Genomic DNA, 24514 nt, shown 5'->3' with positions numbered 1-24514 from the left:
GTGGAGACGCGGTTAGAAGCGATACAGAAACAGCTTCGTTTGGCGGGCGTCATCAACCTTCAGGATGTCAAGCGGGGCGACGCCCGGGACCTCGAAACTGTTCGAGACGAGGATCGTTCCAGAACGCATCTCCGACTTCGCTTTTTCATACAGGCCGGGCATCGGCACCGGGGACAGGAAGCAGTAGACGACATCATATTGAGAGAGGTCTGCATCCCACAGGCTTTTGTAACGGATTGCCGCATTGGGCCGCCGGATCAGCGCGACCCAGAGCTTGGAGACCAATGTGAGGAGCGGCGCCGTCTCATAACCATCCACCTGAACGGTGGGATGGTGCTTTGCAAGGAAGGTGACGATGCCGCCGGTACCACTGCCCAGATCGGCCACGCGGCGAGCATTTTGCCGCGCCACAAGATCGCCGATCGCCTTCCAAGTCTGGCGATTGGTCATGTAGAATGGCACCTGCTCCTTCGCACCATTCCAGAAGACCAGCACGCAGGCGATAAAGGCAACGCCATAGGCCCAGGCTGGCACGGCGTCATTGTAAACGACGGCAAAGGGCAGCAGAATTTGCACCGGCACCCAGAACCACCAAAGGCCAATAAGCCGGCCGATCAGCGCCGAGAGCACACCCTGAATCAGCAGGATTTCGAAAAGACCGAGTGGCGGCCGCCAGCCCATGCGCTGCACAAGGACGAAACCACAAAGCACGATCGCCTGAGAAAGGACGAGCCTGACAAGGTTCAAGATGGGTTGGAGAATTCGGCTCATGAATGGGTTCTTCGTGACGGCATGGCAACCTCCTCCATTTAGAAGGCCATGATGGCGCGGGGCTTGCCTCTGTCCCATCTTGCAAGCTCCGGGAAACTCGGCCAAAAGGCTGGCATGATTACGATTACCGACCTTTCCGCCCGTATCGCAGGCCGCCTGCTTCTCGACAATGCCAGTGTCTCACTGCCCGATGGCGTGAAGGCTGGTCTCGTAGGGCGCAATGGCGCGGGAAAATCGACGCTCTTTCGCGTCATCACCGGCGATCTCGGCTCTGAAAGCGGCAGCGTCACCATTCCAAAGCATGCGCGCATCGGCCAGGTGGCGCAGGAGGCGCCAGGCACAGAGGATTCGTTGATCTCCATCGTGCTTGCTGCCGACAAGGAACGGGCTGCGCTGTTGCGGGAAGCGGAAACCGCAACCGATCCGAACAGGATCGCCGAAATCCAGATGCGGCTTGTCGACATCGACGCGCATTCGGCGGAAGCGCGCGCATCGGCCATTCTCGCCGGTCTCGGCTTCGATCAGGAGGCGCAGTTGCGCCCCGCCTCCTCCTTTTCCGGTGGCTGGCGCATGCGTGTGGCGCTCGCCTCGGTTCTCTTCGCCGAGCCAGATCTGCTGCTGCTCGACGAACCGACCAACTATCTCGATCTGGAAGGCACGCTCTGGCTGGAAGACTATATCCGCCGCTATCCGCACACCGTCATCATCATCAGCCATGACCGCGATCTTCTGAACAACGCGGTCAACTCGATCATTCATCTCGATCAGAAGAAGCTGACCTTCTATCGCGGCGGCTATGATTCCTTCGAACGGCAGAAGGCGGAAGCCGACGAGTTGCAGATGAAGGCAAAGGCCAAGAGCGATGCGGCGCGCAAGCATCTGCAGAGCTATATCGACCGCTTCCGCTATAAGGCCTCCAAGGCCAAGCAGGCGCAGAGCCGCATCAAGGCGCTGGAGCGGATGGGAACCGTCGCCGCCGTTATCGAAGATCATGTCCAGCCGATTACCTTTCCGGAACCGGAAAAGCAGCCCGCCTCGCCCATCGTCGCCATTCAGGGCGGTGTCGTCGGTTACGAACCGGGCAAGCCGATTCTCAAAGGTCTGAATCTCCGCATCGACAATGACGATCGCATTGCGCTGCTCGGCTCCAACGGCAACGGCAAGTCCACATTCGCCAAATTCATTTCCGGCCGCCTGCCCGCACAGGCAGGCGATCTGCGTGTCGCGCCGGGCCTCAAGATCGGCTTCTTTGCTCAGCACCAGCTGGATGATCTGGTGCCCAACGAAACGCCGGTGGAGCATGTGCGCAAGCTGATGCCGCAGGCGGCGGAAGCACAGGTGCGTTCACGTGTGGCGCAGATGGGCCTTGCGACGGAAAAGATGTCGACCGCTGCCAAGGATCTGTCCGGTGGAGAAAAGGCGCGTCTGCTGATGGGCCTTGCCGCCTTCCACGCGCCGAACCTGCTAATCCTCGATGAACCGACCAACCATCTGGACATCGACAGCCGTCGCGCGCTGATCGAGGCCCTGAACGATTACGACGGCGCCGTCATCCTGATTTCGCACGACCGGCATCTCATCGAAGCAACCGTTGACCGTCTCTGGCTGGTGAACAATGGCACGGTGACGAGCTTCGAAGGCGATATGGAAGAGTATCGCGACATCGTCATCGCGTCCGGCAAGAAGAAGGACGAGAAGGTGGATGCCGCGAGCGATCAGGCATCCAAGGCCGATCAGCGCAAAGCCAATGCCGAAAAGCGCGCCCAGCTTGCACCGCTGAAGAAAAAGATCAACGAAATCGAATCCTTGACGGCAAAGCTTGAGAAGCAGATTCAAGCGCTCGATACGGAGCTCGCCGATCCGACGCTTTATGAAAAGGCCCCTGCCAAGGCAGCGGAGAAGGTAAAGCAGCGCGGTGAAGCCGCAGCGAAACTGTCTGCCGCGGAAGAGCAGTGGCTCTTGCTGTCCAGTGAATATGAAGACGCCATGGCTGGATAAATGAAACGTTACTTTCCAGGACGCGAAGTAACGCGCCGTTAACCATAATCAGAGAAAGCTCGGCAACAACGTCACCCCTGATTTGCCGAGCTTTTCATGCGCCTCTCCTCACTCTTCGTGTCCGCAGCCCTTGCGCTGTGCCTTTCCAGTTGCGCAGGCAAGCCGCAGGCGGAAGGGTCGCTGAAAAGCTCCTTTGCCGCGACGATGCCGGAGAAGCCAGCGGCAGGCCCACATGATCCGATTGCGCTGTCGCCAGCGGCATGGATGCGTCCACGCAACCCGATGGGGCTTGCTGGCCGGGACATAGAAGTATCGTCGCTGAAAGACATCGCGCTTGCCAATAAGGAAGTCGTGTTGAGCTTCGACGATGGCCCGGTGCCGGGCAAGACAGAGCGGATTCTCGCAACGTTGGACGAGTTCGGCGTGAAGGCCACCTTCCTCATGGTTGGCGAAATGGCACAGACCTATCCAGACATCGCCAAGAAAGTCGTTGCGGAAGGGCATACAATCGGCAGCCACACCTTCAGCCATCCGAACCTGCGCAACCTGACCTTCGACCGGGCGCTGGCGGAAGTGGCAAAGGGTGAAAAGGCCGTCGCTAAGGCAACGGAGACGGATGCGATGTTCTTCCGCTTCCCTTACCTGTCGGACAATCGCAACCTCCGGCACATGGTGTCCGAGCGCGGTCTCGTCATCATGGACGTCCAGGTCGATTCCAAGGATTATTTCTCCGATACACCTGCCGTCGTCGCGTCCCGCACGATTGCCGCCCTCCGACATCGTGGCAGCGGTATCATCCTGATGCATGACATCCACAAGCGAACAGCAACCATGCTACCCGCTCTGCTGACCCAGTTGAAAGCCGAAGGCTACAAGGTGGTGCATCTTGTCTACAAGAAGCCAGCCCACAAGCCGCTGCTCGTCGCATCCACAAGCTGATTTTGCGGTGACGGCACCGAGCAACGGCTTGCCCGCCCGTCTGTTTCTGATACAAGGCATAAAGTATTATTTTTAGAGCATCACACGGGTCTTAAAAGCATGTCAGCCATCAAGCTTGCCATCGTCGGCGTCGGCAAAATCGTTCGCGACCAGCATCTTCCAGCCATTGCCGCCAATGCGGATTTCGAGCTTATCGCGACGGCCAGCCGCCATGGTACCGTCGAAGGCGTCCCGTCCTATCACACGATCGAGGAACTGATCGGAGCCGTGCCGGACGTCACCGCCGTGTCGCTCTGCATGCCGCCGCAATATCGCTACGAGGCTGCCTATACGGCGCTCAACGCTGGTAAGCATGTGTTCCTTGAAAAGCCGCCCGGTGCGACCCTTTCGGAAGTGCAGGATCTCGTTCGCCTGGCGGACTCAAAGGGTCTTTCGCTGTTTGCAAGCTGGCATTCGCGCTACGCTCCGGCTGTCGAAGCAGCAAAGAGCTTTCTGGCATCCACCAAGATCAACAGCGTTCATGTCATCTGGAAGGAAGATGTGCGCCACTGGCACCCGAACCAGGAATGGATCTGGCAGGCTGGCGGTCTCGGTGTCTTCGACCCCGGCATCAATGCGCTGTCGATCATCACCCATATCCTGCCGCGCGCGCTATTTATCACCAAGGCCACGCTGGAATTCCCGGAAAATCGCGACGCACCGATTGCCGCCGATATCCACTTCTCCGACGTGACGAAGATGCCGGTGCATGCCGAGTTCGACTGGCGCCAGACGGGCAAGCAGAGCTGGGATATCGTCGCCGAGACAGAAGCCGGTCAGATGGTTCTGTCCGAAGGCGGCGCGAAGCTTTCGATCAATGGCGAACTGACATTTGCAGAGCCGGAGCGCGAATACCCTGCCCTGTACGAGCGCTTCGCCGAGATCATCAAGGCCAAGACGTCCGATGTCGATCTCGCACCGCTGACCCACGTCGCAGACGCATTCCTGCTCGGTCGCCACAAGTTCGTGGATTCCTTCTACGACTGATAGCGGTCGATGAAGAGTTTACACCGATAAACAAATGGCCGGACAACCCGGCCATTTTCTACTGAGCGCCCTTGCTTAGGGCTTTGCCCAAGCGTCAGCGACCATTCTCCTTTCGCCATGCGGCGAAGGCGGTCTGGTGCTCATCCTTCGTGCAAGGATAAAGGCCGATGATCGTTTCGCCAGCCTTGACCCGTTCCACCACGAAATCTTCGTAAGCCGTCATTTCTACGGCTTCGTTTGCCACTTCGTCGGCAATCCCGGCGGGGATGACGATAACGCAGTCGGCATCGCCGACAATGATGTCGCCCGGGAAGACCGGCGCATCGCCGCAGCCGATCGGACCGTTGATCTCGATCGCTTCGTGCTTGGTGAGGTTCGTGGGGCTCGACGGACGGGTGTGGTAGGCCGGGATATCCAGCTCGGCAATGGTCGCCGCATCGCGGAAGCCGCCATCGGTGACAATGCCGGCACCGCCGCGCACCATCAGGCGGGTGACGAGAATATCGCCAGCAGAGGCAGCACTTGCATCCTTGCGGCTATCCATGACAAGCACGTGACCCGGAGGGCAGGTTTCGATGGCCACGCGCTGCGGATGGGCAGGATTGCGGAATTCGACGAGTTGGTTTCGATCCTCGCGTGCTGGCATGTAGCGCAGCGTGAAAGCCGGACCCACCATGTTCTTGCCCTTGTGGCCAAGCGGCCGCACGCCCTGAATGACCTGATTGCGCAGGCCGCGCTTGTAAAGCGCCGTTGCCAAGGTCGCGACGGAAATCGTCGATAATTTTTCGCGGGTTTCGCTGTTCATTTTATTCTCCTCGTCGTGACGGATGAAGGCTTTTCAAGCCTTGTGAATGGGTTCGTCGATGAAGACGCCGCCCTGATATTTTGCGATGGCCGCATCCGGATCGGGGCGTGGCACAGTCCGTTCGATCTCCTCACGATAGCGCGCAGCATTGTCGCGGCGCTGCCAGCCGAGAAAATCGACATGAGAGTTGTCCCACCAGGCATCGTCATTGGCAGACACGCCCCAGATGACCGGGCAGCCAAGCTCCGGCACTCGGAAGACGGCCTCGATCAGCGAGACGAAATCATCATGGCTGAGCCAGGTGGAGAGCATGCGCCAGTCCATCGGCTTTTCGGTGCAGGAGCCGATCCGGACGATCGCCGTCTCCTGGCCGAACTTGGAGTGGTAAAGGCTCGCCATCGCCTCCCCGAAAATCTTCGACACGCCGTAAAGACCATCCGGCAGGAAGGGCATATCCGGCGTAAGCTTGGTCCCTTGGGGATAGTAGCCGATCGTGTGGTTGGTCGAAGCGAAGAGAATGCGTGGCTTTCCGTTTGCCCGCGCCGCCTCATAGAGATTGTAGACCCCGCGCAGATTGGCGTCCTCAATCGGGTCATATGCTTTCTCGACCGAAATACCGCCCAGATGAACGATGCCATCGCAATCCTTCACCAGATCGTTGACGGCCTCAGCATCCTCCAGCGCGCAGCGAATTACTTCCTCATGCGGTCCGGCGGGCGCGGCAATCTCCACCAGATCCGACAGGCGGACGATTTCGGCGATATGGCCGAGCCGCCCGCGCAGCATTCTGCCCAGTTGGCCGCCAGCACCTGTGATCAGCAAACGCTTCATCATCTGCCCAACCCTTTAGAAGATGTCCGGCTCGCCAGCGCTGCGGCCGAAATCCGTCTGGAGGAAGTCGAAGTCGCAACCCTCATTCGCCTGGGTCACGTGCTTGGAGAAGAGATAGCCATAGCCACGCTCATAACGCGGCGCTGGTGGCTGCCAGGCGGCGCGGCGGCTTTCGATCTCCTCTTCGCTCACCAACATGTCGAGGCGACGTGCGGGCAGATCGAGGCGGACGATATCACCCGTCTTCAGAAGCGCGAGCGGGCCGCCAACAAAGCTTTCCGGCGCGACATGCAGCACGCAGGCGCCGTAGGAGGTGCCAGACATACGGGCGTCAGAAATGCGTACCATATCGCGGTGACCCTTCTTGATCAGCGCTTTGGGGATCGGCAGCATGCCCCATTCGGGAAAGCCCGGGCCGCCCAATGGGCCTGCATTGCGCAGCACCAGAACATGATCGGGGGTGACGTCAAGATTTTCATCATCGATGGCCGCCTTCATTTCGGGATAGCTGTCGAAGACGAGTGCGGGACCTTCATGCACATGAAATTTGGGATCACTGGCCGCAGGCTTGATCACGGCGCCGTCCGGGCAGAGATTGCCGCGCAGCACGGCAAGAGAACCCTCGGCATAGACAGGATTGTCGAGCGAGCGAATGACATCGTCATTATAGACCTTTGCGCCTTCCAGGTTTTCGCCCATGCTCCGGCCCGTCACCGTCAGTACCGAACAATCGAGACGGCTTTCGATCTGCTTCATCAGTGCGCGCAGACCTCCGGCAAAGTAGAAGTCGTCCATCAGATAGTCCTTGCCCGAGGGGCGGACATTGGCAATCAGTGGTGTCACACGACCGAGCGCATCCAGCTCGTCCAGCGTCATCGGCACGCCTGCGCGCCTGGCCATGGCGATCAGATGCACGACGGCGTTGGTGGAGCAGCCGGTGGCCATGGCAACGATCGCCGCATTGCGGAACGCGGCCGCGCTCAAAATCTTGTTCGGCGTCAGGTCCTCGCTCACCATTTCCACGATGCGACGCCCGCAGGCCGCGGACATGCGCAGATGAGCTGAGTCCACGGCAGGGATCGAAGATGCGCCCGGCAGCGTCAGACCCAGCGCATCGGCAATCGCGGTCATGGTGGAAGCCGTGCCCATGGTCATGCAGACACCGGCAGAGCGTGCGATGCCGCCCTGGACGCCGCGCCACTCCTCATCGGTTACGTTCCCTGCACGACGCTCATCCCAATACTTCCAGGCGTCGGAACCTGAGCCGAGCGTCTTGCCGGCATAGTTGCCGCTCAACATCGGGCCAGCGGGCAGATAGATCATCGGCACGCCAGCGGAGATCGCTCCCATGACGAGACCGGGTGTGGTCTTGTCACAACCGCCCATCAGCACTACGCCATCGAGCGGGTGGGATCGGATCATCTCCTCCGTCTCCATCGCCAGCATGTTGCGGTAGAGCATGGAGGTTGGCTTGGTGAAGCTTTCGTCGACGGAGAGCGACGGCATTTCGACCGGAAAGCCGCCTGCCTGAAGCACGCCGCGCTTCACGTCCTTCACGCGTTCGGGAAAATGCGAGTGACAGGTGTTTAGCTCCGACCACGTATTGAGAATGCCGATCACCGGCTTGCCGGCAAAATCCTCTTCGGAATAGCCGAGCTGCATCATGCGGGAGCGGTGGCCAAAGCTGCGGAGATCGTCTGGAGCGAACCAGCGGGCGGAGCGGAGCTTTTTCTCGGTCATGTCAAACGTCCTGCTTGAGCGTCACGCCGCTCGTCGTATCGAAAAGATGAATGTGCTCGAGCGGCGCGGACATGCGGATCACCTCGCCGGCAGCGGTCGACGTCTGCCCGGACAGATGCAGCGTCACCGGGATACCATTGCCCAGATTGCCGTAGAGGTAGGACTCGCCACCCAGCTGTTCTGCCGTGCGCACCGACATGGTGAGCGGTCCCTCACTGCCATGCTTCACATGATTGGGACGAATGCCGAGCGTCACCTTCTGGCCGGGCGCATAGGTGAAGCCGGTCTGCGGCAGCGGTATGAGCTCTCCCGTCGCGATCTTCAGCAGAGGCGTCGGTCCGGAAATCACCTCCCCGGCAAAGAAGTTCATCTTCGGCGAACCGATAAAGCCTGCTACGAAGATGTTGGCCGGGCGATTGTAGAGATCGAGCGGGACGCCGAACTGCTCCAGCTTACCCGCGCGCAACACGGCGATCTTGTCGGCCATGGTCATGGCCTCCACCTGATCGTGGGTCACGTAGATCATCGTGTTGCCGAGCCGCTTGTGCAGAGCGGAGATTTCGCCGCGCATATCGACGCGAAGCTCCGCGTCGAGGTTGGACAGTGGCTCATCGAAGAGGAAGACGCGCGGTTCACGCACGACGGCGCGACCGATTGCGACGCGCTGACGCTGCCCGCCCGACAGGTCCTTCGGACGACGCTCCAGAAGCTGATCGATCTGCAGCATTTTGGAGACCTGGGCGATCTTCTCGGCGATCTCCTTTTTCGGCGTGCCGATATTTTCAAGACCGAAGGAAAGGTTCTCGCGCACGGTCATATGCGGATAAAGGGCATAAGACTGGAACACCATGGCAAGACCGCGGTCTGCTGCCGGCACGGTGTTGACGACATCGCCGCCGATGACGATATCGCCGCCGCTCAAGGCCTCCAGGCCGGAAATCATACGCAGAAGCGTCGACTTGCCACAGCCGGACGGTCCGACGAACACGCAGAATTCGCCATGCTTGATATCGAGATCGATACCCTTGATCACATCGAGGGCGCCATATGTCTTTTTGACCTGACGAAGCTCAATACTTGCCATTGTCGTGTCTCCTCCCGAAGGATTATTTGCCGCCCGTCGAAGCGATGCCGGTGGCGATGTATTTTTGCAGGAACATGAAGACCAGCGCGATGGGCGCGAGCGTCAGCACGGTCATGGCAAGCAGGTTGCTCCACTCCGTCGACATCTCTCCCTGGAAGGAATTCAGTGCCAGTTGCAGGGTGAAATTGTCGTTGCGGGTCAGAACGATCAGCGGCCAGAGGAAGTCGTTCCAGCGCCACATGACCGCAAGGATCGCCAGCACGGCCAGTGCCGGTGCGGAGAGCGGCAGGATGATGCGCCAATAGATCTTCCACTCGCTGGCCTTATCCATGCGTGCCGCGTCGAGGATCTCATCGGGAATCGTCAGCATATATTGACGCAGCAGGAATACGCCGGTCGGTGTGGCGGCACCGGGAATGATCACACCCCAGAGACTGTTGATCATGCCAAGCTGGCTGGTGATGAGAAAGAGCGGCACCAGCACGACCGTCTGCGGGATCATCAAGGTGCCGACGACCATGGCCAGAACCGCACCCCTGCCCTTGAACTGGTATTTCGACAGGGCAAAGGCCGCCATGGAATTGACGATCAGCATGATGACGGTGGACGTCACCGTGATGAAGACCGAGTTCCAGAAGTAAAGCGGGAAGTTGAAGCGCTGGAAAAGCTCTGTGTAGTTTTCTGTCGCCAGCGACACGCGCTCTGCGGGCTTCAACTCGTTGAACGGCATCTTCTGGATTTCGGTCGGCTTGGCGGGATCGATGACCTGCGCGACAAGGCCGATGCGACGAACCATGCCGACCGTCTGGCCGTCCTTGGTGGTATAGGCGGGAAGCGGTGCTTGCTGTCCATCCACCACGACAGTCTCCTGCGAATAGGGCAAGAAACGCGGGGGAAAGCGCTGCAGGTCGGCTTCGGTCTTGAAGGACGATAGCACGAGCCAGACGACCGGCCCGAACATCATCACGACGGCCAAGCCAAGATAGGCATAGGACAGCCAGTCGGTCCAATGCAGCTTGCCATTGCGGCCGCGCGTGCGGGTCAGAAATGCACCGATCCTAGCCATCGACCTTGCTCCTGTTTGCCCGGAATTGCAGAGCGGTCAGCACCACGAGAACGGCGGCGAGAAGCAGCGAGGCTGCGGCCGCGAGGCCGAAATTGCGGGGCGTTCCGGCAAAACCGGTCTGATAGATGTATTGAATGATAAAGGTCGTCGCCGAGCCTGGACCGCCGCCGGTGAAGGCAAAAATTTCATCGAAGGTCTGAACGCCCTTGATCAGCGACAGGACCAGCACGACGAGCATGGTCGGCGCCAGGAGCGGCATGGTGATGCGGCGGAAGATGCGCCAAGGGTTCGCCTTATCGAGTTCGGCGGCCTCGTAGACATCACGCGGGATCGCCTGCAGACCGGCAAGCAGGATGAGCGTGTAGAAGCCCATATGCGCCCAAACCGACAGAAAGACCGACCAACCGAAGGCCAGGTTTGCTTCCAGCATCCAATCGACAGAGCTCAAGCCCATACCTTCCATCGCGGCATTGAGAACGCCGAAGCGCTGCAAGATCCACTTCCAGATCAGCGCCACGACGACGGGTGACAGCAACACCGGGAAGAAGAACACGGCGCGGAAGAAACCACGGGCGCGGATATCGCGATTGAGGATGATGGCGGTGATCAGCGAGAAGCCAACCATGAAGCCCACCTGAAGCACGACGAAGAGGAGCGTGTTCCACACCGAGCGCCAGAAGAGGTCCTGCTGACAGGAATTCGGATCGAGATAATTGCCGCAGGACATCAGGGCCTGAAAATTCCCGCCGCCGACGAAGGGGCGATCGGCAAGCATGATCTGCTCGGTGCCCGTCACCGAATAGGCAACGTTCAGCAGGATCGGCAGAAATGCGAAGACAGCAAAGAGAATGAGGTTTGGGGTGAGAAACACCCAGGCAATCCGTCGATGCCCGAGAACCTTCTGCAGGAAGGCGAATGGCAGTTCGACGATGCCCATCACTGGCGCAATCAATTTATACATGGGGCTCCTCCTTCGATCCGGCGCGGCACGGGATGCGTCGCGCCGGAAGGCGATGGATCATTTCGCCTGCTTCAACATTTCCTCAACGTCCGTCTTGGCGCGTGCCATCGCTTCATCGACTGTCAATTCGCCGACGATGGCCTGGGTGATGCGCTGAACAGAGATGTTGAACATGGCGCGATTGTTCTTGTAGCCCTGGTAGGCGTAAGCAATCGGGCTAATGCCGGGGATCTGGTCGAGCCAGGCATTCATGGCCTTCTGCGTCGCAGGGGTCGCACCGGTATAGGTCACGCCTTTTTCCGCGACCGACTTCTTGGCCGGAACGTTGCGGGTGCGGACCGTGAAGTCGAGATAGTTCTCGTCTTCGGCAAGGAAGTTCAGGATATCGGCCACGATCTTCGGGTTCTTGGTCTGCTTGAAGCCGACAATGCCGGTACCACCCGGCATGCCGGTGCAGGCAGCACCGCCGCAAGGCTGCGGCACGACTTCCCAGTCGAAGGCATCGCCTACCTGGCTATCGAAGCGCGCCGTCTGCCAGCTACCGGAATAGTAGTAAGCGAGTTGGCCGTTGATGAATTCCTGCGCGGCGTCACGATAGGTATTACCGCCCTGCCCGGCCCAGACGTCACGCGCCATGGTGCCGTCCTTGTTCCACTCGACGAACTTCTTCACGAAGGTCGTGAAACCTTCATCGACCAGGATCGGCTTACCTTCCGCGTCGAAAATCTTGGCGCCATAGGAGATGGCGGGGCCGGCAATACGGTGACCTGAACGGTCGATTGCCATCGGATAAGGTGTTCCGGTTGCCTTCGCGACGGCGGTCGCCGCTTTTGCCCAATCGTCCATCGTCGCGTCCTTGCCGGGTACGGCGACATTGGCCTGATCGAACAGCGTGCGATTGATGAAGGCGCCGGTGATGGTCAGCTGCGTATGCATGCCGTAAATGCCCTTGTCGTCAGGGCCGCTGCGGTACCATTTCAGCACGTTGGAGAAATTGTCTTCCCAGTTCTTCGCATCCACATAGGGCGTGAGATCGAGGTAATAACGGTTAAGGCCGCCAAGATCGGTGACGGTGGCGAAATCCGGACCGCTGCCGCCCGCGAGCTGAACGGGCAGACCTTCCAACAGCGCCTTATAAGGCACCACGTCGGTAACGATCTTCACATCCGGATGCTGCTTTTCATAGCGTGCGAGAATGTCCTTCAGGATTTCGCAGCCATTGCCGTCATAGGCGCAGGTGAAGCGAACTTCCTGGGCAGCCTGAGCGCCACCGGCGAAAGACGCCGCGCCCAAAGCGAGCGCCAATGCCATGCTGTATTGTCTGATCATCTGGTTTCCTCCCATTCGATGATTATGCTTTGGCGATGATTATGCTCTAGAGCGCCGTGCGTCCTTTCGGACGCACAAAGGACGCTCTAACTCTTCCAAATCACGCATCGTGCCTCTCTGAAAATCGATCCCGATCTTCAGGCCGATGCTGCGGTGGGTGCAGGCTGCGGAGCCCAACCCTTGATCCACTGACCTTCCGCCGCCTCTGCCAGCCGTACCGGCTTGCCTTCCCGCGCCGAGCGATAGATGGCCGTGACGAGCTCGATCGATTGCAGACCGTCCGTTACCGTGACCTCCTTGCCGCCGCGCCCCTCCATGGCGTCGGCAATCGCCTCGACAAAACCGGTGAAGCCGTTCTCGCCTTCGCCAACCGTTGCAAGAACCGCATCGATCTGAGCTTGCGTCGTCGGTGCTCGCGCAATGAAGCGCCACTTGTCTTCCGCCGGGCGATAGGGCAGCGAGCCGCTCTCGGCGGTGAAACCTTCGAAGCAGAAGCGCAGACGCGATGTGTCTTCGGCCGCTCCGAGCGTGACCGAGCTTGTCGCCAGCGCGCCGTTCTTCATGCGGAAGCTGAGTGCCGCGCAGTCTTCGGTTTCGATCGCGTTGACGCGGGTATCGGCCATGGTGAAGACTTCTTCGACCGGGCCGAGCACGTAGCAGATCAGATCATGTGCATGGATCGCATGGCCGAGGATCGCGCCACCGCACTCGCCTTTCCAGGTTCCGCGCCAGGGAATGTCGTAATAGCCCTTGCCGCGATTCCAATGGACTTCCGAGCTTGCAACATAGGCCTTGCCGGCAAGCCCGGCATCGATCAGCGCGCGAAGCTGGCGCATGGCCGGACCAAAGCGATACTGGAAGACGGGGAAGATGCTGCGGCCCGTCGTCTTGACGGATTCGAGAAGCGCATTCGCCTCTTCCAGCGAACGCACGAGCGGCTTTTCGCAGACCACATCCTTGCCAGCAGCGTGCGCCTTCAGCGTGATTGGGAAATGTAAGTGCGGCGGCAGGCAGACGTCGATGAGCTGGATGCTCGGATCCGCCAGAACCTCATCCAGATCGGCGGTAACATGGATGGACGTGCCATTGGCAACGCCACGCGCACGCTCCACGTCGAGATCGCATATCGCCTTAACGGAGAAGCGTTCCGGCAGAGCGAGATAACCCTTCAGATGCTCGGCACCGATACCGGCGCCAACGATGGCGACTCCGATCATGCCTTTGCTCCTTCGGCCTTGGCCTGCGCCTGAAGCGACAGTTCGCAAACCTTGAACACATGCTCATGCGTCATTGCCGTTTCGGTGCGGTTGCGAATGTCGTCGCATACGCGTCCGAAGTACGGGAGGCCGGCATCGGAGGCATCGATATATTCGCAGCGATCGCCATTCACGAGGATCAGGCGGTCAGTGCCTTCGCTGTTGCCGACATCGACATATTTGCGCAGCTCGATGTAGCCTTCGGTACCGAGAATGGTCAGACGACCGTCGCCCCAGGTGGGCAGCGCATCCGGCGTGTACCAATCGACGCGGATATAGCCATGGCCCTTGTCGCCACGCAGAAGCACTTCACCGAAATCCTGCAGGCCCGGATCGCCTGGGTTGGCGTAATTGGCAACCGTCGCGGACACGATTTCCACGTCGGTGGAGCCGGTGAAGAACATGAACTGGTCGATCTGGTGGCTGGCAATATCGGTGATGATGCCGCCATAGGCTTCACGCTCGAAGAACCACTTCGGGCGGATCTGGCGGTTCAGACGATGCGGGCCCATACCGATCGTCTGCACGACGCGGCCGATGGCGCCCGCGGCGACCAACTCGGCAGCCTTGGTGACGCTCGGCACCTCAAAGCGCTCGGAGAAATCGATGGTCCAAATGCGGTTGGTCTTCTTGACCGTCTGGCGAATACGCTCAAGCTGTTCGAGTGTGGTGCAGCCTGGCTTGTCGGTCATGACATCCTTGCCGGCTTCCATCGAAGCGACTGCGAGGTCGGCGCGCTTGGACGGAATATCGGCAATGACGACGAGATCAATGCTGTCATCTGCAAGAAGCGCTTCCTTGGTGGCCGAGCGCGGCACGTCGGGAAAACGCTTGACGAAACCTTCGACCACATCGGGCTCGCCTTCCGTCCACCAGCCGACGAATTCCGCACCGACGTCCATCAGGTTCTGTGCCATGCCAAAAATGTGGCGGTGCTCTATGCCCAGAGCGACGAACTTAATTGCTTTAGTCATTTTTGCAGTTCCACTTCCTTGCCGGTTTCGGCCGAGTTAATGATCGCGTCGATCAATCTGTGAGACAAAAGAGCCGCTTCACCCGTGACAACCGGCGGGCGTTCTGCGGTGATGCTGTCTGCGAAATCCTCGAAGACGCCCTGATGCCATTCATGGGTAAAGGCCATCGGATCGGCACCGCCACCGGTGCCGGAGGCTGCCCCACCGAAGACCTCCTGGCGTCCGTCGCGCCAATCGACATGCAGCAGACCGGAAGCGAGCCGGAGGCTAGCTTTGTCGAAATGCAGGAGGATCGATTCCGCCGAGCCTGGAAAACTTGCCGTGCTGGCAACCAGCGAACCGACCGCGCCGCTTGCAAAGCGCAGGCCTGCGGCAACGTAATCCTCCGTTTCCATGCGGTGGAAACGGGTTGTTGCCGCCATGGCTTGAACGCGAGACACGGGGCCTGTGAGGCTCAGGGCAAGATCGATGGTGTGAATGGCCTGGGAAATCAGAACGCCGCCGCCGTCACGCGCCAAAGTGCCACGACCGGGCTCGTCGTAATAGGATTGAGCACGCCACCACGGCACGGAAATCTCGCAGAGACCCAGTTCTCCAAGCGTTCCACCGTCAACAAGCTCGCGCGCCTTTTGTGAAGCTGCGCGCATGCGATGCTGGAAGATGATACCGAGCGTGACGCCAGCGTCCCGACACAGAGTAACCAGACGCTCGGCCTCATCGGTATTCCGGGCAACCGGCTTTTCCATGAGAATGTGCTTGCCGGCACGGGCGAAGGCTTCGACGATATCGAGGCGGGCGTTCGGCGGCGTGGCGATAATGGCGAAATCAACATCCTTGTCCTGCGCCGCCTCAGCCACCGAGGAATAAACTGTCACGTCATATCCCGCGTGCTTCGACGCTTCCTCGGCCAATGCCTTGGCGCGACCGGAACCGCTGTCAACGATACCCTTCAGCCGAGTTTTGTCAGGACTTGCTGCACAGGCGAGCACATGGGTCTTCGCCACCATTCCAGCGCCAATGATGACGCAGGTTTTGATCTTCTGCATTTAGGGAGCCTCCCTTCCCAATGCGGCGTAATTTGCATACCGGTATGCCGGTTGTCAACTGACTTGTGTTCCGGTATACCGGTTAAAAATCGCTGGAGTGAAAATGCCCAAAATCCCGATGACAGGCGGCTCTGTCCCGACCATGGAGAGGCTGGACCTGAACCGTCCCGTGGTGGATCAGATTTACTCGGCGCTAAAGTCCGCCATTCTGTCGCGGGAGCTTTTTCCCGGGCAGGCGGTATCCGAAAATGAGATCGGGCTATCATTCAATTCCAGTCGTACGCCGGTGCGGGAGGCATTGAGCCGTTTACGAGACGACGGCTTGATCGTAACCCTTCCCAGCCGCGGCACATACGTCTCCAAGCTTTCTGAAAAGAGTATCCGCAGTTCGCAATTCATCCGTGAAGCGCTTGAGGTCGCAGCGGTCGAGAAGCTATGCGAGATCGGCCTGTCGGCGGAAGCGGAGCAGGAAATCGAGCATGCGCTGAACGGTCAGCGCAAGGCGATGCAGCGCGGGGACCGCAAGGCCTTCCGGATGCATGACGACCAGTTTCACAGCGCCCTTGCGGCGGCCACCGGCATGGACAGGCTGGAAACGCTGCTTATCCGCGAAAAGGCAGGCCTTGACCGCCTGCGGGCACTCGCCATTACCGATGAGGCGCATATGGCTGGGCTGCTTGCCGAACACGAGGCGGTCTATGCCGCGATAAAGGACGGCAACGAGACGCTTGCGGCGGACGAGTTGCGCAAGCACCTAAGGCGGGTCTTGGGCATTCTGGCGCAGGTCTTTGCCAACCATCAGGACTATTTCGAGTAAATCTGCGGTACCATCGACAACGGATCCCACCATGACCACTGCACACTACGGGCTGCTGCCTGCCGAAACGCTCGGCATGTCAGAGGCAACACTCCTCTGCGACACAATCAGCACGCTGGCGGAATCACCCGTTTGGGACGAAAAGCGCCAAGTGCTGTTCTGGTGCGATATTCTCGGCAAGACGGTGCGCTCTGCTGCTCTCACGCCCGGTCAGTATCGTGAATGGTCTTTCCCAAGCACAGTGTCCAGCCTTGGACTTTGTGACAGTGGCGACCTCATCGTCGCCTGTGGCATGGATATCGTTGTCCTCGATCCGGAGAGTGGCGCCACCCACACGCTCTGCAGCATTCCTGCGCCAGAGGGTGGTCCTTTCCGGCTGAATGATGGACGCATCGGGCCCGATGGTGCCTTCTGGGTCGGCACGATGCATAACGTTCCATTGCCGCAGATGGAACCGCGCGGCGAGCTGTGGCGCGTCACGGCGAGTGGCGCCGAACGGATGCAGACCGGCCTCACCTGCCCCAATGGGCTTGCCTTCTCGCAAGATGGTTCGGTCATGTGGCAGAGCGATTCCGTCCAAAGATGGATCCGTCGCCGCACCTTCGACAAGAGTCGCGGGGCCTTCGATGAAGGCATTCTGGTTGCGCAGATGACAGAGGAAACGGGCAGGCCCGATGGCGGCTGCGTCGATCGTTCCGGCGTTTATTGGAGCGCTGGCGTTTCGGCCGGACTGATCAACGCGTTTTCGCCCGACGGCAAGCATCTCGGCGCGGTCGCAGCACCTGTCCCGCACCCCACCATGGGCTGCTTCGGTGGGCCTGACTTCAGCACGCTTTTCCTGACGTCCCACCGTCACAACATGTCGGAGGAGCGGTTACATAAGGCGCCATTATCGGGCGGTGTTTGGGCGATCCCGACGAAAACGACCGGTTTTCCAGGTTTTCGCTTCCGTCGTTGATGCGCTTAAGGGATCACGCCTTTTTCTGCCAGCGGCCTTCAGGCGATTGCTGCCAATAGGTAAGCGCATGGCCCTCGCCTTTCAGCTTCTTCCACTGGGCCCGCGCCGCCTCCAATTGCCCGGCGTCATAGCCATCGAACATGAAGACGATACGCTCGTATGGCTCAAGAGCCGGCGGTTCGGCGCCATCGACCAGAAAGCGCACCGTCGCCTGATTGGCATTGCCATCGCCAGAGGTGAGCAGCACAGGCTGTTCGGCAGAACTTGCGACGGCGTCGGTGGCGTGCGGCAGAAAGCTGTCGTCGCGGAACGTCCAGAGAAGCACGTCGAGCGCATCGCGTTTCTCATCACTTCCTGTCTGGACCGCGACCTTCCAGCCGCGCTCCAGCGATTTCTCCAAAAGCGGCGGTAAGGCATCCTCCAGCTTGGATTCCGTTAGATGATAAAACAGGACTTCCGTCATCGGGAGATTGCCGCCTTCTTGCTTCTACCTCAATCCTCGTAGTGCGCGCGAACCAGTTCGTCCAGAAGGCGAACGCCATAGCCGGAGCCCCAGGACTGGTTGATCTCGGTCAGCGGCGAACCCATGGCCGTGCCTGCAATATCCAAATGCGCCCATGGCGTCTCACCGACGAAGCGCTTAAGGAACTGGGCCGCTGTGACCGAGCCCGCCAAGCGGCCAGCGCTGTTCTTCATGTCGGCAAACTTCGAATCAATGATCTTGTCGTAATCCTTGCCGAGCGGCATGCGCCACAGCTTCTCCTGTGTCGTGTGGCCCGCCGCGATCAACTGCCCGGCCAGCTCATCGTCATTGCAGAAGAGGCCCGCCTGAAGATTGCCGAGCGCCACGGTGATGGCACCGGTCAAGGTGGCGAGATTGATCATGAATTTCGGCTTGAAGCGATCGTTCGTGTACCAGAGCGCGTCCGCCAGAACGAGGCGGCCTTCGGCATCGGTATTGATGATCTCGATGGTCTGGCCGGACATGGAGGTAACGATATCGCCGGGGCGCTGCGCATTGCCGTCCGGCATGTTTTCGACAAGCCCGATAACGCCGATGACATTGGCCTTTGCCTTGCGGGCGGCAAGCGCGTGCATAAGGCCGGTCACGGCAGCAGCGCCGCCCATGTCGCCCTTCATGTCTTCCATGCCGGCACCTGGCTTCAGAGAAATACCGCCGGTGTCGAACACCACGCCCTTGCCGATGAAGGCGATCGGCTCGTCTTTCTTGGAGCCGCCATTCCATTGCATGATGGCAAGCCGTGGCGGGCGAACAGAGCCTTGGGCCACGCCGAGAAGTGCGCCCATGCCGAGCTTCTTCATTTCCTTTTCGCCAAGGATTTCAACCTCAACGCCGAGTTTCTTCAAGCCTTCGGCCTTTTCGGCGAACTCGACAGGACCAAGCACGTTCGGTGGCAGGTTGACGAGGTCGCGCGCCAGGATGACGCCATCGGCGACGGCTTGGGCAGCATCAAACGCTCTCTTTGCTTCTTCATGGGCAACCGTCACGATCGTCACATCGACGTGCTTCGGTTTCTTCTCCTCGTCGGACGGTTTCTTGGTCTTGTAAGCATCGAAGCTATAGGCGCGCAGCAGAAGTCCGAGGGCGAAATCGGCAGCATTCTTGCCATTCACATCGACACCTGGGACATCGAGATAGATGACGACCTTTTCCGCTTTCTTGAAATTGGCAGCAGCGGTACCGCCCGCTCTCAGCCAATCATGCGCGGTCAGCTTCGTCGCCTTGCCAAGGCCGATGACCGTGATGCGATCTGCCTCGGAGCCTTGGGGCGCCAGAACATCGAGAACGCTCATCGACTTTGCCGAAAAGCCTGCGACCTTGGCGGCCTTTTCCAGCACGCCAGCCGGATCGACATGCGCCTGCCCCGCCGCACCGTCATCTCCGGAAGCGCGCAGAAGAATGGCTGTGGCATTCACACATGAGGCGGAGGCGGCAAAGGAAATATCGAAACTAGCGGACATCTTGATGCTCATCTTGCTGTTTTTTTAAGGGTGTGCGGATCATGGGCCTTTCCGCCCACGACGCAACCCCGGCATGGCGACTTGCGGTGTCAAATTTGTGGATGGTGCGCCGCAACGTCTCAAGCAGCGGAAAGTTTTTTCTTCACCTCTCCACAAAAAGCCACAGCCGCAGGAAAAATGACTGCGCGAAAGAAATTTGTGGCCCGTCGAGAGTCGCCAAGCGGGAGCGATGCGATTACATAGGGCCGGTTCCCTGCACGGGGAAAAAACAATGAAAAACGTTATCAGGGACTAAATGGCGCTTCTCGAACGGTACATATTGCGACGCACGACGCAGATGGTTCTCGTCGCGCTGATGCCCGTGCTGGCAATCATCTGGACGATCCAGGTTCTGCAAAGAATCAACCTCGTCACGGATAGCGGCCAGTCCATGGGCTCGTTCATGACGCTCGCGACCATGCTGTTGCCGACGCTCATTCCCGTCGTTCTTCCCTTCGCGCTTGTTATCGGCGTGACGCAGACATTGACGGCGATGAACACCGACTCGGAGTTGGCGATCATCGATGCGTCGGGCGCGCGTCGCACGATCATCTACAAGCCAGTCCTCATTCTCGGCGCGGTGCTGAGCCTTGTCTCCTTCGGCATCACCAATTTTGCCGAGCCGCCAGCACGTGCCGCTGCGCGCCAGATGGTTGCTGCGGCCTATGCCGATCTGCTCTCTTCCGTCATTGAGGAGAAGACCTTCCGCACCATTCAGGATGGGCTTTACGTGCAGATCGCCCAGCGCCAAGGCCGAATCCTGCGCGGTCTATTCGTAGCCGACCGTCGCGATCCGAATTACGACCTTATCTATTATGCCAAGGAAGGGATGATCGACGAAGGTGGCACCTCGCTCACCATGCGTGACGGTGAGGTTCAGCAGAAGACGCCAGACGGCAAGGTCTCAGTCGTCAAGTTCCTGTCCTACGCCTTCGATCTCTCGACCATGTCGGAGAAGTCCGACAATGAACCGTCACTGTCCGCCAGCGATGCGAGCCTCGCCTTCCTGCTCTCTCCTGACGAGGACCTGGATAGCTACAAGAAAAACCCTGGCAGCTTCCGTTCGGAACTGAACCGGCGCCTGGTCGACTGGATGTTCCCGTTCGTCTTTGCCTTGATCTCGCTGGTCGTTGCAGGTGATGCACGCTCCCATCGAGAGGCACGGCTTCATCCCATGGTGGTTGCGCTGGTCACGGCCTTCATGCTGCGCTGGCTGGGCTTCTATTTCACCAATCAGGTGAAGCAGAGCGCTGCCTTCATTCCCTTCGTCTACGCCGTTCCGGTGGTCAGCGGCCTCATTGCCGCCTATCTGCTGGCGACAGGCCGCAAGCTGCATATGCCGTCTTTTATACAACACGCGGCGCAGGCGCTTCAGCGCCGTTTCAGCCCACCAAAGGCTAATGGCAATGGAGGACAGAGCGCATGATGTTCGGCACACTCGCCCGTTATTTCCTTCGCCGTTACGCCATGACTACGTTCTGGTTTCTGCTGGGCGTGTCTTCCATTATCTTTCTGGCCGATTTTAGTGAAACCGCGCGGCGCATGTCCGGCCTTCCAGGCTATTCCGTGCCAGCCGCGCTCGGCCTGACAGCGCTTCGGCTGCCGCTCATCCTGCAGCAGACCGTTCCTTTCGTCGCCCTCTTCGTCGGCATGACGACGTTGATTTCGCTCAACCGCCGCTACGAGCTGGTGGTGACGCGTGCTGCGGGCATTTCCGTATGGCAGTTCATGCTGCCCTTCATCACCGGCGCGATCCTTCTTGGCATCCTCTGCGTCACCGCGCTTAATCCACTCGCCGCCTGGGGCGAAAGCAAGTCGCTTTCCGTCGAAGCGGGATGGCGCAATGACGGCAGCGGTCCTCGCCAGCAACAGGTGATTCCGTGGCTGCGTCAGAGCAGCGGTGGAGAGGACACGATCATCGGAGCCAAGAGCTTCGAGGACAATGGCGCGCTGCTGAAAGACGTGGTGCTGATTCACCTCGACAAGAACGGCAACATCCTTTTCCGACAGGACGCCGCGTCGGCGAAGTTGGAAGATGGTTACTGGCTTCTTAACAACGTTTCAGAGATTCGACCGGGTCACGTCCCCACCCATCAGGCGACGGCAAGAATCAGTACCAATTTGAGACAGGAATTTGTTCAGGAGCGTCTGACTCAGCCGGAAACCGTTGCTTTCTTTGATCTTTCTCGAAAGATAGAGGTGGCGAGATCCTTCGGCCTGTCATCCAAGGCGCTCGAAACGCAGTATCACTTCCTACTGTCGATGCCGTTTCTGCTGGTGGCGATGACGTTCATTGCAGCGACTGTTTCTCTAAAGTTCAGCCGTTTTGCACAGTCCCGTTCAGTGATTCTGGGTGGAATCCTTTCCGGCTTCGTGCTTTATGTGGTAACCGTGCTCGTAAGGGCATTCGGGAGTAGCGGCGTTGTTCCGCCCTTCGTTGCGGTCTGGATTCCAGTCGTCGTAGCGTTGGCATTGGGGGCAACCATTCTGCTTCATCAGGAGGACGGCTAGTGGCGGTATTTGACCGCGGGAATATCAGACGGCTTGCGGCAGCCCTTCTGACAGGGGCTTCTGTGTGCGCATACATGGCGACCGCATCCAGCGCTTTTGCTGATGACGGCGTGATTGTGGGCGACGCTCAAGACCAATCAAAACTCCTGCTTACAGCAAATGAACTCACCTATAATCGTGACGCTGAACAAGTGATCGCGACGGGTGGCGTGCGCATGAAATATTCGGGCTACCGTATGGTGGCCCAGCGTGTGGAATATAATCAAGGCACGGGCCGCGTTATCGCCCGTGGAAACATTGAACTCATCGAGCCTTCCGGCAGTCGTATCTACGCCGATGAGCTGGACGTAACCGACAATTTCTCGCAGGGCTTCGTCAACTCGTTGCGTGTGGAAACAACCGACAACACACGCATTGCCGGCGAAAGTGCTGAACGCGTCAATGAGGATGTTATGATCCTCAACAACGGCGTTTATACGGCCTGCCTTCCCTGCGCCGAGCGCCCGGACAAGCCGCCGCTTTGGCAGGTCAAGGCTGAGCGTGTTATCCAGGACGGCAAGAGCCAGACCGTTAGATTGGAGAAGGCTCGCTTCGAGCTGTTCGGCAAGCCGATCGCCTATCTTCCGTTCATCACCGTTCCCGACAACCGGGTAAAGCGTAAATCCGGCTTTTTGTTCCCGCAGATGAGCATGACCGACAAGCTCGGTTTCGGTATCGGCGTGCCCTATTATCAGGTGCTCGGCGATAGCGCGGATCTGACGGTTACGCCGACCTTCTACACGGCCCAGGGTCTTCTGCTTCAGGGCGAGCTGCGCAACCGTTTCGAGATGGGAACGCATACGCTGACATTTGCCGGCATCGACCAGCGCGACCCGGAACGTTTCGACCCCGGCACCAGCGACGCAATGAACGACCGTCGCGGCATGGTTGCCAGCCGCGGCGAATTCAAGATCAATCCCCGCTGGTCATTCGGCTGGGACGTCATGGTGCAGTCGGACAACAACTTCGCCCGCACCTATGACCTCAAGGGTTATAAGAGCGAAACGCAGACCAACAAGCTTTACCTCTCTGGCCTCGGTGATCGGAACAGCTTCGATGCCAACGCCTACTACTTCAACGTCCAGGACAAGGACGACTTTGAGCTGGAAGAGCGCAGACAGGCGATTGTCCATCCAGCCGTCGACTACCGCTACTTCCTTCCCGATCCCGTCTATGGCGGCGAGCTTTCGCTGACGACGAACCTGACGAGCCTGACGCGCCGCAACCAGGACGCCTATGCGCTTGGAACGTCCAACCGCTTCCCGGGTCTCGAGGGCACCTATACCCGCCTGACGACAGAGGCCGAGTGGAAGAGAACCTACACTTTCGATAGCGGCGTTCAGTTGACACCGCTCGGCGCACTTCGTGGAGACATCTTCTCCACCGATATGGCAACGCAGGGTCTGACCTATAATAGCTCGATCGATGATGACGCGGCGTTCCGCGGTATGGCGACCTTCGGTCTCGAAGCGCGCTACCCGATTTTGTTCACGGCACAAAACAGCAACCACGTGATCGAACCGATCGCTCAGTTGTTCGTGCGTCCGGACGAGCAATTTGCAGGCCGTCTTCCGAACGAAGATTCGCAGGCCTTCGTCTTCGATGCCACCAACCTCTTCGAACGGGACAAGTTCAGTGGTTTCGACCGTATCGAAGGCGGCACGCGTGCCAATCTCGGTTTCCGCTATAACGGTACCTTCGACAATGGCTATGGTGTCCGTGCCATCGCAGGACAGTCCTTCCATCTTGCTGGCGAAAATTCTTTCGCGTCGCCGGATCTCGTCAATGCCGGTGCCGATTCCGGCCTGGAATCGGACCGCTCCGACTACGTGACGATGGCGGCGATCGATGCGCCGATCGGTTTGTCCTTCTCAAACAGCTTGCGTCTCGACAAGGATAACTTCGAGATCAACCGTATGGAGAACAGCGTCCACTACACGGATAACCGCTTCACCGGTAAGGTCAGCTATACGCAGGTCAAGGCACAGCCGAATTACGGCTATGATCGTGACCGCGATATCATCCAGACCTCCGGCAAGCTGCGTCTCGACGACAACTGGGCGCTATTCGGTGCGATCAACTACGACCTGAACAACAAGTTCTCCAGCGAGCGCCGTATCGGCATTCTCTATCAGGACGAGTGCACCATCTTTACTGTCAGCTACTCGGATGAGGGTAACCTCAGCACCGTGCGTGAAGCGGCGAATGACTGGTCGATCAACGCCCGCCTCGCCTTCCGTACACTTGGTGACATCAGTGTCGGTTCGGCTGCGGAAGACTGGGATAAGGCCGATATCGGCTGGCAGCCGAATAACTATTGATAGCCTCTATCTCTTGGAAC

21 protein-coding genes are annotated in these 24514 nt (G+C 59.2%); 8 read left to right on the top strand and 13 right to left on the bottom strand.

Features of this window, described 5'->3' with window-relative positions; translation table 11 throughout:
- Window positions 1–12: 12 nt before the first annotated feature.
- Window positions 13–771 carry a hypothetical protein gene (locus tag QE435_RS19160; RefSeq protein ID WP_349042350.1) on the bottom strand — a complete coding sequence of 253 codons (759 nt, stop codon included), beginning with the start codon at window positions 769–771 and terminating at the stop codon, window positions 13–15.
- Window positions 772–885: 114 nt separating this feature from the next.
- On the opposite strand from QE435_RS19160, the gene QE435_RS19155 reads away from it, so the two are divergent.
- The 3 genes from QE435_RS19155 (at window position 886) to QE435_RS19145 (ending at window position 4734) form a co-directional block, all read left to right on the top strand.
- Window positions 886–2769, top strand: a complete 1884-nt coding sequence (locus QE435_RS19155; protein ID WP_349042349.1) for an ABC-F family ATP-binding cassette domain-containing protein — start codon at window positions 886–888, stop codon at window positions 2767–2769.
- Between the two features lie 96 nt (window positions 2770–2865).
- Complete coding sequence (locus QE435_RS19150) at window positions 2866–3708, top strand: polysaccharide deacetylase family protein (protein ID WP_349042348.1); 843 nt, start codon at window positions 2866–2868, stop codon at window positions 3706–3708.
- Between the two features lie 99 nt (window positions 3709–3807).
- Window positions 3808–4734, top strand: a complete 927-nt coding sequence (locus QE435_RS19145) for a Gfo/Idh/MocA family oxidoreductase (protein WP_349042347.1) — start codon at window positions 3808–3810, stop codon at window positions 4732–4734.
- Window positions 4735–4828: 94 nt separating this feature from the next.
- Here QE435_RS19145 and QE435_RS19140 read toward each other — a convergent pair whose 3' ends face one another.
- The 10 genes from QE435_RS19140 to QE435_RS19095 form a co-directional block, all read right to left on the bottom strand.
- On the bottom strand, window positions 4829–5539 hold the full coding sequence (locus QE435_RS19140; protein ID WP_349042346.1) for a ribonuclease activity regulator RraA: 711 nt from the start codon (window positions 5537–5539) through the stop codon (window positions 4829–4831).
- Between the two features lie 33 nt (window positions 5540–5572).
- Complete coding sequence (locus QE435_RS19135) at window positions 5573–6373, bottom strand: NAD(P)-dependent oxidoreductase (RefSeq protein WP_349042345.1); 801 nt, start codon at window positions 6371–6373, stop codon at window positions 5573–5575.
- 12 nt (window positions 6374–6385) lie between these two features.
- On the bottom strand, window positions 6386–8110 hold the full coding sequence (araD, locus tag QE435_RS19130) for an L-arabinonate dehydratase (RefSeq protein WP_349042344.1): 1725 nt from the start codon (window positions 8108–8110) through the stop codon (window positions 6386–6388).
- Window position 8111: 1 nt separating this feature from the next.
- Window positions 8112–9194: a sn-glycerol-3-phosphate ABC transporter ATP-binding protein UgpC gene (ugpC, locus tag QE435_RS19125; protein WP_349042343.1), complete on the bottom strand. Its 1083-nt coding sequence runs from the start codon at window positions 9192–9194 to the stop codon at window positions 8112–8114.
- 22 nt (window positions 9195–9216) lie between these two features.
- Complete coding sequence (locus QE435_RS19120) at window positions 9217–10260, bottom strand: carbohydrate ABC transporter permease (RefSeq protein ID WP_306932070.1); 1044 nt, start codon at window positions 10258–10260, stop codon at window positions 9217–9219.
- Entirely contained in the window at window positions 10253–11221 is a 969-nt protein-coding gene (locus tag QE435_RS19115; protein WP_349042342.1) for a sugar ABC transporter permease, read from the bottom strand. Before QE435_RS19115 ends, QE435_RS19120 begins: the two co-directional genes overlap by 8 nt.
- Before the next feature lie 57 nt (window positions 11222–11278).
- On the bottom strand, window positions 11279–12550 hold the full coding sequence (locus tag QE435_RS19110; protein WP_349042341.1) for an ABC transporter substrate-binding protein: 1272 nt from the start codon (window positions 12548–12550) through the stop codon (window positions 11279–11281).
- Window positions 12551–12687: 137 nt separating this feature from the next.
- Window positions 12688–13767: a Gfo/Idh/MocA family oxidoreductase gene (locus QE435_RS19105; RefSeq protein WP_349042340.1), complete on the bottom strand. Its 1080-nt coding sequence runs from the start codon at window positions 13765–13767 to the stop codon at window positions 12688–12690.
- Window positions 13764–14780 carry a Gfo/Idh/MocA family oxidoreductase gene (locus tag QE435_RS19100; protein WP_349042339.1) on the bottom strand — a complete coding sequence of 339 codons (1017 nt, stop codon included), beginning with the start codon at window positions 14778–14780 and terminating at the stop codon, window positions 13764–13766. Before QE435_RS19100 ends, QE435_RS19105 begins: the two co-directional genes overlap by 4 nt.
- Complete coding sequence (locus tag QE435_RS19095; RefSeq protein ID WP_349042338.1) at window positions 14777–15826, bottom strand: Gfo/Idh/MocA family oxidoreductase; 1050 nt, start codon at window positions 15824–15826, stop codon at window positions 14777–14779. Before QE435_RS19095 ends, QE435_RS19100 begins: the two co-directional genes overlap by 4 nt.
- A gap of 103 nt (window positions 15827–15929) precedes the next feature.
- Here QE435_RS19095 and QE435_RS19090 point away from each other — a divergent pair, with 103 nt between their 5' ends.
- Window positions 15930–16643, top strand: coding sequence for a GntR family transcriptional regulator (locus QE435_RS19090; protein ID WP_349042337.1), 714 nt, complete (start codon window positions 15930–15932; stop codon window positions 16641–16643).
- Window positions 16644–16674: 31 nt separating this feature from the next.
- Complete coding sequence (locus tag QE435_RS19085; RefSeq protein WP_349042336.1) at window positions 16675–17601, top strand: SMP-30/gluconolactonase/LRE family protein; 927 nt, start codon at window positions 16675–16677, stop codon at window positions 17599–17601.
- A 13-nt stretch (window positions 17602–17614) separates the two neighbouring features.
- On the opposite strand, the gene QE435_RS19080 is transcribed toward QE435_RS19085, so the two are convergent.
- The gene (locus QE435_RS19080) at window positions 17615–18064 is read right to left on the bottom strand and encodes a DNA polymerase III subunit chi (protein WP_349042335.1); all 450 of its coding nucleotides are present in this window, start codon (window positions 18062–18064) and stop codon (window positions 17615–17617) included.
- 29 nt (window positions 18065–18093) lie between these two features.
- Entirely contained in the window at window positions 18094–19584 is a 1491-nt protein-coding gene (locus QE435_RS19075; RefSeq protein WP_349042334.1) for a leucyl aminopeptidase, read from the bottom strand.
- A gap of 295 nt (window positions 19585–19879) precedes the next feature.
- Here QE435_RS19075 and QE435_RS19070 point away from each other — a divergent pair, with 295 nt between their 5' ends.
- Genes QE435_RS19070 through QE435_RS19060 form a run of 3 tightly spaced genes read left to right on the top strand, consistent with a single transcriptional unit; the run spans window position 19880 to window position 24494 of the window.
- The gene (locus QE435_RS19070) at window positions 19880–21049 is read left to right on the top strand and encodes an LptF/LptG family permease (RefSeq protein WP_306932057.1); all 1170 of its coding nucleotides are present in this window, start codon (window positions 19880–19882) and stop codon (window positions 21047–21049) included.
- Entirely contained in the window at window positions 21046–22134 is a 1089-nt protein-coding gene (gene lptG, locus QE435_RS19065; protein WP_306932055.1) for an LPS export ABC transporter permease LptG, read from the top strand. The genes QE435_RS19070 and lptG overlap by 4 nt, the downstream gene beginning before the upstream one ends.
- Window positions 22134–24494 carry an LPS-assembly protein LptD gene (locus QE435_RS19060; protein WP_349042333.1) on the top strand — a complete coding sequence of 787 codons (2361 nt, stop codon included), beginning with the start codon at window positions 22134–22136 and terminating at the stop codon, window positions 24492–24494. Before lptG ends, QE435_RS19060 begins: the two co-directional genes overlap by 1 nt.
- Window positions 24495–24514: the final 20 nt, after the last annotated feature.

It is taken from the genome of Agrobacterium sp. SORGH_AS 787 (assembly GCF_030819035.1).
Classification (GTDB): domain Bacteria; phylum Pseudomonadota; class Alphaproteobacteria; order Rhizobiales; family Rhizobiaceae; genus Agrobacterium; species Agrobacterium larrymoorei_B.
The sequence above is the reverse complement of the archived record's forward strand: the minus strand, read 5'-3'. Positions and strand labels throughout refer to the sequence as shown.